The organism is Nostoc cf. edaphicum LEGE 07299, from assembly GCF_015207245.1.
Lineage (GTDB): Bacteria > Cyanobacteriota > Cyanobacteriia > Cyanobacteriales > Nostocaceae > Nostoc > Nostoc edaphicum_B.
Map to the genome: position 1 here is coordinate 1 of NZ_JADEXF010000043.1, position 10,257 is coordinate 10,257.

Genomic DNA, 10,257 nt, shown 5'->3' on the forward strand with positions numbered 1-10,257 from the left:
CTATAAAATTGGAACAAAACCATGATTGATGAACAAGAAATAGAAAAATTGTGGCAAGCTTTCAAAGTATTAGACGTAGACGGCAACGGAGCGATCTCAACCGAGGAACTGGGGGAGGTAATGCGATCGCTAGGGCAAAATCCCACGGAAGCGGGTCTGCGGGACTTGATTAAGGAGATTGACGTTGACTTGTCAGGCACTATCGACTTTGAAGAATTTAAAACGCTGATGGTAGCGAAAGTAGGCGATCGCCAAAGTCGCCTGAAGTTAGCCTTCAGTGCCTTTGATGAAGACGGTAGTGGTCAAATTACTGCCGTTGAACTGCGGACAGTCATGAGTCAGTTTGGGCTGACAGACGCTGAATTGAAAGAGATGTTGCAGGAAGTAGATCATGATGGCGATGGCTCAATTGACTTTGAAGAATTTTGTAAGCTAGTACCGGAGGAGTCAGGGAGCAAAACTGGCTATCAAGACTCACCAATTTCTCTTAATAGTTCGCTCAAGACAGTTGCTACTTCCAATGAGGCCGCAGCAGCTAGCACCCAGCCGACGCCAGAAGCAACGACTCCAGAGTTGGCACAGCTAAGAGAACAGTTAGCGCAACAACCAAACTCACCGAATCAGAAAAAAAGCGGTACGTCCCCTTTGCAAATGCAGATTGGTTTGTTTCGTTTGATTCAAGGAGCAGCCTACCGCAGCTTCCGTGAGAGTTTCTCCGCCAACCACGAAACTCACTTGCGGGTGAAAAACTTGCCATACAGAATTACTGATTTTGTGGAGTTTGTTAAACAAGCGATCGCACTTTACAAAGCATTAGGTATAGTATCCGAGGATTGCTACCCCGTCCTGGATGCAGTGGTTAAATCGATTGCCGATGAATATGCTCGATTGCAGGAGCGGATCAAAAACTGGCAAACAGTGGCAAAGACACCAGAAATGTTGGCAGAACAGCAAGCGATTTTAGAAGCACGGAGTAAATTTGCCAATGTCAAAGAAAAGTTTGCTGCCGGAGTCGAGTTTGCCATTACGATCAAAAAGAAAAGTCTCTGCCTGGGTGACATCGTAGAAGGTGTGCTGGCCATTAACGAACTCAATCGTTTGAGGGGAATAGAACTGAACGAAGAAATGGCTCCACCACCAACTAAATCTCAGGCAAATCCAAAAGACTATTTGCACAAGTGGAACCGCGTCATTCTCTCTCAGGCAACTGAGGAAATAGATGGTGCAATCATGCCAGTAGTATACTGGTATGAAGACTTTATGCCAAAATTGTTGGCGGCGTTTAGTGTTTCTACCACAGCAGATATCCAAAGCAACACCGTACCCGACCAAGCGGCTTTGGATGAATGGTATCAGCGTACAAAAAATTCAGGAGAATTTAGCCGCTACGGGGCGGATGTTGCCGAAAATTTTCCCCGTTGCACTCCCAAACAGAAATTGATCCTCAAACAAGCATGGCGGTTAACGCATCACTACCTGAATGGAGTCCAGAAACGCCGCGAACGCCTAGAATTTGGGCGAGAATCAGGAGCGCTATCGCAGTATGTAGCATTCATTGATGTCTATCTAGATCGGACTGAGGTGAAGGATTCGCAAATGCGAGTCAGTTTTCCCTACTACATTGGCCCGGCAGTGTGGCGCTTTTTCCATACCACAGCTGAGATTGTGTGTACCAACACCAAGGTAGAGCAAAAAGCCGCAGTCGCAATCTTCAAAGATTTCTTCCAACTGTTTGCCACAATGTACCCCTGTCCCTACTGCCGCCATCACCTGAATATGTACGTTGTGCAAAATAAGGAAGTGGATATGTATCCTGTAGAGTACCTTATACTTGGGCGCGATCCGAACCTGAATGACTTTGAAGTGTCAATGGAGGCAAAGCTATCCACCGTGGTAGATGGTTCCTCCCTGCGGTTATTCTTCTGGAAATTGCATAATACCGTTTCCTCCTCCATTGCGCGATCGGAAGAATGGTATCACAAGGATGAGAAAGCGTTCTACACCACCCGTTTTTGGCCCAGCCTTGACTCTGAATTAGCAAGAGCCAATGCACTCAAATACACCAGCATAGAAACTGCTCGCATCTACAACATCTATGGAATTCTCAAGCCATTGGCACGGCTGACAGGGGTAAAAACAGAATTGCCAAAGCTGCTGGAGAAGGGCGATGCAAATAATCTTAAGGAAGCGTGTGTAGTTGCACAGAACCACATCAAGGATTTAGAGGAAGCTGTCATTAGCGGACAATTTCTCCAAGAAACATACTACTTTGAACCTAGCCTTGTGGATAAACCTCCACTCTTCACCCCTGAAGAAGAAGAGTTTGCCCGAACAGGTATGTTTACAGAAACGATTTAAATACTTCAGGACTTACGCAAAATATCTCTCAAACTCTCATTTCTCCGTGTCCTCTGTGCCTCTACGGTTCGTTATTCCGTAAATAGTGCGTAAGTCCTATACTTATAGGACTAGCCCTTCAAGGTGGGTAAAAATTTTGGTCAAAAAATTCCTCTTTATAGCGGTTCTTGAATGGAAGCAATACAGTTTGACCTCTCTCCTAAAAGGAGAGAGGCTTTGAATCTTACTCCCCTTCCCTTATAGGGAAGGGGCTGGGGGTTAGGTATGTATTGCACTCAACTTATAACCGCTATAATCTTTTTACTCTGTGTTTTCTGCGTCTGGAGTAGTTAAATAAATTACTTTTTAACCGCAGAGACGCGGAGCGCACAGAGAGAAAAAGAGAGATTTTACCAGTCACCTTGAATGGGGTAGTCCTAACTTAGAATGCTTTAATTCCCCTCCTTCAAAGTTTCGTCGACAGGGGAATTTTAGCGCTACCCATTAAAACCCGTTTGCTTAACCTACAGCGTGCCAAATGCTTGTGGCTAGCATTCGCCCTTGGCGTTGGCGCAGCCATCGCCGTTGCAACATTATGGATTGTCTAATGAGAATTGCCCTTGGTAGCTAGCTTGAAATATCGATGATATAAAGGAGACAATAAAAATAGCCAAAGTAGAAACTTGCCCCGAAAAGGCAATTTCAATGCTTTGAAAAGTCACAGCATTGGCATCTCACCATGTATATGCCTTTGAATATCCTCTAAAATAAGTGTTTAGAAGCGTAAAGGTCTAATTTATAGAGGATTTTTCCTAACAGACAACCACCGATGTAGCCTGTAACCCTACATGACCAATCGAGAGGAATTGATGAAGAACGAATCAACGTTAGCAAGCAACGCCAACGTAAATTTCCTTATCGGTGGAGGTGAAATGGGGGCTAGGATGCGAGAACAGGATTGGTCAAAAACGTCCCTTGGCCCAACACAGCAGTGGCCGCAGAGTTTGAAGACTGCCGTGCGAATTATGCTAACTTGCCGTCAACCCATGTTTGTTTGGTGGGGCGAGGAACTAATTAACCTTTACAATGACGCTTACAAAACTATTATTGGCGGCAAACATCCAGAAGCATTTGGACAGCCAGCTTCATACGTGTGGCGGGAAATATGGGATCAGATTGGGCCTAGAGCCGAATCAGCGATGCTGAAGAATGAGGGTACTTACGACGAAGCGCTGCTGCTAATTATGGAGCGCAATGGCTACCCAGAAGAAACCTATTATACTTTTTCATATAGCCCGGTTCCTAATGACCAGGGCGACACAGGTGGGATCATCTGCGCCAACACAGATGACACGCAGCGGATTATCAGTGAGCGTCAGTTGGCACTTTTGCGCGAACTAGCGGCGAGGACGGCAGATGCGCGGACATTCGATGAAGCCTGTACGCTAAGTGCGAGTTGTCTGGAGAGCAACCCTTACGATCTCCCGTTCGCAATGATTTATCTGGTCGATCCCGATAAGCAGGAAGTTTTTTTGGCTGGAACGTGCCGCATTGGGCAAAACCACGTAGCAGTTCCAGAAACAGTGGCTCTCGATGCTGATGGGGTTTGGCCCTTTGCGGAAGTAAGCAAAACGCATCAAGCCAAACTGATTTCCGATTTGGAAGTGTCTTTTAGTAGTCTACCCTGTGGTGCGTGGCAGCGATCGCCCCATCAAGCGATCGCAGTACCCATTGCCGCATCCGGTCAAAGCGGAAAAGCTGGTATATTAATCGCTGGTTTGAACCCCTTCAGGCTATTCGATGACAATTATAAAGGATTCATTGATTTAGTTGCGGCTCAAATTGCAGCCAGCATCGCTAACGCCCAAGCTTACGAGGAAGAACGCAAACGCGCTGAAGCCTTGGCAGAAATCGATCGCGCCAAAACCGTCTTTTTCAGCAACGTCAGCCATGAATTCCGTACCCCACTGACTCTGATGTTGGGGCCATTAGAAGACACCTTAACCACTTGTGCCACGCTGCTTCCAGCCAAAGAACGAGAGCAGCTAGAAATGGTGCAACGCAACGGACTTCGGCTGCTGAAACTGGTCAACAGCTTGCTAGATTTTTCACGCATTGAAGCCGGAAGGGTTCAAGCCTCTTATGAACCCACCAACCTTGCCACCTTTACCGCAGAACTAGCTAGTGTATTTCGTTCAGCGGTAGAACGGGCAGGGATGCAGTTATCAGTTAATTGTCCTGCCCTGCCAGCACCAGTGTATGTAGATCGAGAGATGTGGGAAAAAATTGTTCTTAACCTGCTCTCAAATGCCTTCAAGTTCACGATGGCTGGAGAAATTGCGGTCAGTTTGCAGTGGTTAAATGACCATGTTGAGTTTGCAGTCAAAGACACAGGAATCGGTATCCCAGCCGCAGAAATTCCCCACCTTTTTGAACGATTCCACCGCGTCAAAGGGGCGCAAGGACGAACTTTTGAAGGGTCAGGAATTGGATTATCACTGGTGCAAGAATTGGTGCAAATGCATGGTGGAATAGTTCACGTTACCAGTCTTCTTGGAGTAGGCAGTTGCTTTACTGTGTCAATTCCAACAGGATATGCTCATTTGCCTCCAGACCGGATTAGTGCCCCGCGAACTTTAGCTTCAACTGCATTAGGTGCAACGCCTTATCTAGAAGAAGCCCTGCGGTGGCTACCTGGGGAAGAGAATAGGGAACAGGGAATAGGGAACAGGGAACAGGGAATAGGGAACAGGGAACAGGGAATAGGGAATAGGGAACAGGGAATAGGGAATAGAGAACAGGGAACAGGGAATAGGGAAGAATCTTACCTATCACCTATCACCTATCACCTATCACCCTCTCCTGCCCGAATTCTTCTAGTTGATGACAACGCAGATATGCGCGATTATGTTAAGCGGTTATTAAGTCAGCAGTATGAAGTGGAATCAGTGCCGGACGGTTTAGCTGCTTTGGATTCGGCTCGTGGACGTGTCCCAGATTTGGTACTGACAGATGTGATGATGCCTGGATTAGATGGCTTTGGACTGCTGCAAGCATTACGAGCCGATCCGCTGACGCAAAAAGTTCCAATCATTCTGTTGTCGGCACGGGCGGGAGAAGAGGCGCGGGTGGAAGGGTTAGAAGCGGGAGCCGATGATTATCTGATTAAACCTTTCTCTGCCCGTGAATTGTTGGCGCGAGTAGAGGCAGCCTTAAAAATGGCTCGTCTCCGCCAAGAGGCAATGGAACGCGAGCAAGGGTTGCGAATTGAAGCTGAGGTCGCCAAAGCACACCTAGAGACTGTCATAGCTGGTATTCAAGACCAGTTCTTTGTATTGGATCGAGAGTGGCGTTATAGCTTTGTCAATGAACAGGTAGCAGAAATTGTTGGCATCCCCAAGGAAGAGTTGCTAGGTAAGATAATTTGGGAAGTGTTTCCCGATGTGGCTAAAAGCGAGTTTGATAGCCAGGTTCATCGAGCGATCGCCCAAAACACTGTTGTTCAATTTGAATACTTTTATGCGCCTTGGCAGCGCTGGTTTGAGAACCGCGTCTACCCCTTTGCAGAAGGAGTCAGCATTTTTGTTACAGACATTAGCGATCGCAAACAAGCAGAAAAAGCCCTTCGGGAAAGCGAAGAAAAGTTCCGCAACATGGCTGACAATGCCCCCTTCATGGTTTGGGTGACAGATACCAATAGCCACTGCACCTATCTCAGTCAAAGCTGGTACGATTTTACAGGTCAAAGCGAGGAAATGGGTCTAGGATTTGGCTGGTTAAATGCTGTGCATCCAGAAGACTATAATGACGCCAGGAATGTTTTTCTGGAAGCTAGTAGCAGTTACTCGGCCTTCCGTTTGGAGTACCGCTTGCGGCGCAAAGATGGCAAATATCGCTCTTGCATTGATGCCGCGAATCCGTGGTTTGGGGTGGACGGTCAGTTTAAAGGTTACATCGGCTCAGTCATTGACATTACCGAACGCAAAGTTGCAGAAGCCGAACGCGATCGCCTCTTGGAACTTGAGCAAGCTGCCAGAACTGAAGCCGAAAGAGCCAACCGGATTAAAGATGAGTTTTTGGCGGTACTTTCCCATGAATTGCGATCGCCTCTGAATCCGATTCTTGGTTGGGCGAAACTCTTGCAGACTCGTGAGTTTGACGCCGCAGCCCTAAAGAAAGCGATCGCAACTATCGAGCGGAATGCTCAATTACAAGCTCAACTAATTGAAGATTTGCTTGATGTCTCTCGAATCTTACAAGGCAAGCTCAACCTAAAGATGTTACCTGTCAACCTAGTACTGGTGATTGAGGCGGGATTGGAAACAGTCCGTTTGGCAGCAGAAGCTAAAAATATTCAAATTCAGACGATGCTAAATGCTGCTTTCGGGCAAGTTTTGGGTGATTCGGGTCGTTTACAACAAGTTATTTGGAATCTCTTATCGAATGCTGTTAAATTCACTCCTGAAGGAGGAAAAATTGATATTCAACTAGAGTGCGTTGACGCTGAAGCTCAGATTACCGTCAGCGACACAGGTAAGGGAATCAGCCCTGAGTTTCTACCTTATGTGTTTGAATATTTTCGTCAGGCTGATGGCACGACAACCCGAAAATTTGGTGGATTGGGGTTAGGATTAGCAATTGTGCGTCATTTGACCGAATTACATGGCGGCACGATTCGGGCAGAAAGTTTAGGTGAGGGGCAAGGAGCTATTTTTCGAGTCAGGCTACCACTAATTAAAAAAGATTTAACCCCAAAACAAAACATAGATATTGCTGCACTAAATCCTTCTCCTCCGATTCAAATCCTGTCCGGCATCCAAATCTTAGTTGTAGATGATGACGATGATACCCGTGACTTCCACACATTTGTACTAGAACAGGCTGGAGCAATGGTGACAGCAGCGACATCAGCAAAAGAAGCATTACAAATTTTGGCAGAGTCAGAATCAGATATGCTGCTCAGTGATATTGGGATGCCAGAGATGGATGGCTATATGCTAATGCGCCAAGTTAAAGCATTGCAGGCAAACCAAGCCAAACAAATTCCGGCGATCGCTTTAACCGCTTATGCCGGAGAAATCAATCAACAACAAGCACTTGAATCAGGGTTTCAAAAGCATCTTTCCAAACCCGTCGAACCAGATGAGTTAGTCAAGGAAATTGCAACTCTAATTGGTAGAAATGGAAATGTCTGAGTATTCAGTAGCAGTGCATAAACCATGTAAATATCTCTACACGAGGAATTGATAAATTTATTCGTGGAAGAAATACCAACATTAGATATTTTCCCCAAAATAATTCAATCGAACTCTTGCAAAAATGCAAAATTCACCCCCTTCTCCCAATTTTGGGAGAGGGATTTAGGGTGAGGGCTTTTGATTTATGGCTTAATATCATGTCCGCTTGATTGCTTATTAAATCCGAAGAACCCCACCCCGCCAAAGCTGTGCTTTGTCTCCCCTCCCCGCAGGCGGGGAGGGGTTCTTTTATTATGGGTAATTTGGCGGACATGATATAACTCGTAGTGAACGTGAAAGTTCACCTGTTTGGGCAAAGGTGGATAGTTCCTCTACTGAAAGTGATTCACGGAAGACACCATAGTTTAGCACCACTCGTTCCGCAGCAAAGGCAGGAGTAGACAAAAGTAGAAGATAGGTACTACCTACTAAAACTAAGGCGCGACGCAGCCTCAACAATTTAAAACACATTTCTCCTGATTTCCAACAGGTTTGCTTTTTCTGTGATGATATGCCAGCAAAATTATTTGCAGCATCTAGCTTTAGACAATACAAAAAAATAAATCATTTAGTAAGCAGGATGAGCGCTTATACAAGGCAGCGAGAGACTTGTTGACACATCCGCTTCATCCCGAAAGCCCCTAGTACAGGTTGGCTGAAATACAGCTACCATCTCAATTAACAAGACTTGGGGCAACATCCCATAGTGAAAGCTAGGCAAACTTCGGCTACGTGTACTAGTAGAAATTCCTGAATAAAAGAATATAACTAATGTATAAGTTCTGTGATCTATCTAAGGAACTTAGCTGAATTAATACTAATCATCCAGTATAGTTTTGCATGGGTTTGATAGCAGCTACAAGGCTGCTTGCTACCTTCAACCTTGTTCGACACACCGTAATTCAGCACACCACAGACTCAAAAAATGAAATACCGGGGTTTTCACATTTCTCTTGCGAAAAATTTTCGCCTTCTTTCTAACAGTTATCTCAGATATACTTTACGCGTGGGAGCCGGACTAACAGCCTTGCTAGTTGTTTCTAGTGGGTCAATACTACTACCTGGTGAAGTTAATGCTGGTGCGAGTCACCCAGAAGGTATCGCCCCAACTTTCACAGCACAAGCTCCCGCAACAGCCGCAGTGATTTACGTTAATCCAGCGACTGGTGCAGATAGGGCTGGTGCTGGTGCAACCTCAGCGACACCCTATAAAAGTATCAGTTTCGCTCTCAGTCAAGCCCAAGCAGGTGCAGTTATTCAATTAGCACCTGGTAACTATAACCAGGAAAGTGGTGAAACCTTCCCGCTTTTACTTAAACCAGGGGTGACACTGCGGGGTGATGAAGCTACTAAAGGTCAGGCGGTATTGATTACAGGTGGAGGCTTCTACACTAGTCGCACCTTTGCCAGACAAGACATTACCATCCTGGCCGACCAAGATACCACGATCGCTGGTGTCAGCGTCACCAACCCAAATAGCCGAGGTACGGCTGTGTGGGTGGAGTCAACTAATCCCACTATCAAAAACAGTACTTTTGCTAACAGTGTTAGAGAGGGTGTTTTTGTCACGGGTACAGGCAATCCCAGAATCGAAGGTAATCTCTTTGTGCAAAACAAAGGAAATGGGATTTCAGTTGCTAGAGCTGCCCAAGGAGAAATTCGGAATAACTTATTTCAGGATACTGGTTTTGGTCTAGCGATCGGTGGCACTTCCACACCCCTAATTGTGGAAAACCAAATTATCGAAAATCAAGACGGTCTTTTTATCTCAGAGTCAGCGAAGCCCGTATTGCGTAAGAATGTCATTCAAAATAATAAGCGGGATGGAGTAGTAGCAACTGTCAACGCTTCACCCGACCTTGGCACCAACGAAAATCCTGGTGGCAATCTTATCCGCAATAACACTCGTTATGATGTGAACAACGCCACTAAAACCAGTAAAATTGTCGCTGTTGGCAACGATATCGATCAGAAAAAGATTTTTGGCTCAGTAGATTTTGTTGCCGCCAGTGTTGATGTACCGCCTGGAGGGCCTGTTGCCTTTAAGGATGTGCCAGCAAATTACTGGGCAAAAACCTACATCGAAGCCTTAGCCTCCCAAAATATTATTGCGGGCTTTCCTGATGGCAGCTTTAAACCCAATGAACCTGTTACCCGCGCTCAATTCGCCACTATTGTCACTAAAGCCCTAACGCCAGCAGCTAAACGCCCAGCAATTAAATTTAAGGATGTAGCAACCAATTTCTGGGCTTACGCTGCCATTCAATCTGCTTACCAGAGTCAATTTGTTTCTGGTTATCCCGATGGCACTTTTAAGCCACAGCAGCAAATTCCTAGAGTGCAGGCGTTAGTCGCTTTAGCTAATGGTTTGGGCTTAACTGCGAGTAATCAAAATATCCTTTCTTTTTACACCGATGCTGCCCAGATTCCTAATTATGCGATCGCTCCTGTTGCTGCGGCAACTGCACGGCAACTAGTAATCAACTATCCGACAGTGAAGCAACTAAATCCTAATCGTCAGGCAACTAGAGCTGAGGTTGCTGCCTTTGTTTACCAGGCACTTGTCAATGCTGGACGTGCCCAACCCATTCCTTCACCCTATTTGGTAACAGCCCAGTAAATTCCTAGCAAATTGGAAGCACCAGACTAACAAATTATTAGTTTGGCGCTTCCAATTAATGTG

The 10,257-nt window shown here is 45.9% G+C and carries 4 protein-coding genes; 3 read left to right on the forward strand and 1 reads right to left on the reverse strand.

Going from position 1 to position 10,257, the window contains the following annotated elements; all coding sequences use genetic code 11:
• The first annotated feature begins 21 nt into the window (after positions 1-21).
• Entirely contained in the window at positions 22-2,358 is a 2,337-nt protein-coding gene (locus IQ229_RS02300) for an EF-hand domain-containing protein (RefSeq protein ID WP_194040911.1), read from the forward strand.
• An 848-nt stretch (positions 2,359-3,206) separates the two neighbouring features.
• The gene (locus tag IQ229_RS02305) at positions 3,207-7,532 is read left to right on the forward strand and encodes an ATP-binding protein (protein ID WP_194040913.1); all 4,326 of its coding nucleotides are present in this window, start codon (positions 3,207-3,209) and stop codon (positions 7,530-7,532) included.
• Between the two features lie 294 nt (positions 7,533-7,826).
• Here the strand turns inward: IQ229_RS02305 and IQ229_RS02310 are convergent, their stop codons facing one another.
• Positions 7,827-8,045 (reverse strand): alpha/beta hydrolase, encoded by a 219-nt coding sequence (locus tag IQ229_RS02310; RefSeq protein WP_322743925.1) that lies wholly within the window; start codon positions 8,043-8,045, stop codon positions 7,827-7,829.
• A gap of 454 nt (positions 8,046-8,499) precedes the next feature.
• On the opposite strand from IQ229_RS02310, the gene IQ229_RS02315 reads away from it, so the two are divergent.
• Complete coding sequence (locus IQ229_RS02315; RefSeq protein WP_194040915.1) at positions 8,500-10,194, forward strand: DUF1565 domain-containing protein; 1,695 nt, start codon at positions 8,500-8,502, stop codon at positions 10,192-10,194.
• Positions 10,195-10,257 lie beyond the last annotated feature (63 nt).

Excerpts from the sequence above, each read along its gene's own strand:
- IQ229_RS02300 (WP_194040911.1), top strand. The coding sequence starts at position 22 with ATGATTGATGAACAAGAAATAGAAAAATTGTGGCAAGCTTTCAAAGTA.
- IQ229_RS02305 (WP_194040913.1), top strand. The coding sequence starts at position 3,207 with ATGAAGAACGAATCAACGTTAGCAAGCAACGCCAACGTAAATTTCCTT.
- IQ229_RS02310 (WP_322743925.1), bottom strand. The coding sequence starts at position 8,045 with ATGTGTTTTAAATTGTTGAGGCTGCGTCGCGCCTTAGTTTTAGTAGGT.
- IQ229_RS02315 (WP_194040915.1), top strand. The coding sequence starts at position 8,500 with ATGAAATACCGGGGTTTTCACATTTCTCTTGCGAAAAATTTTCGCCTT.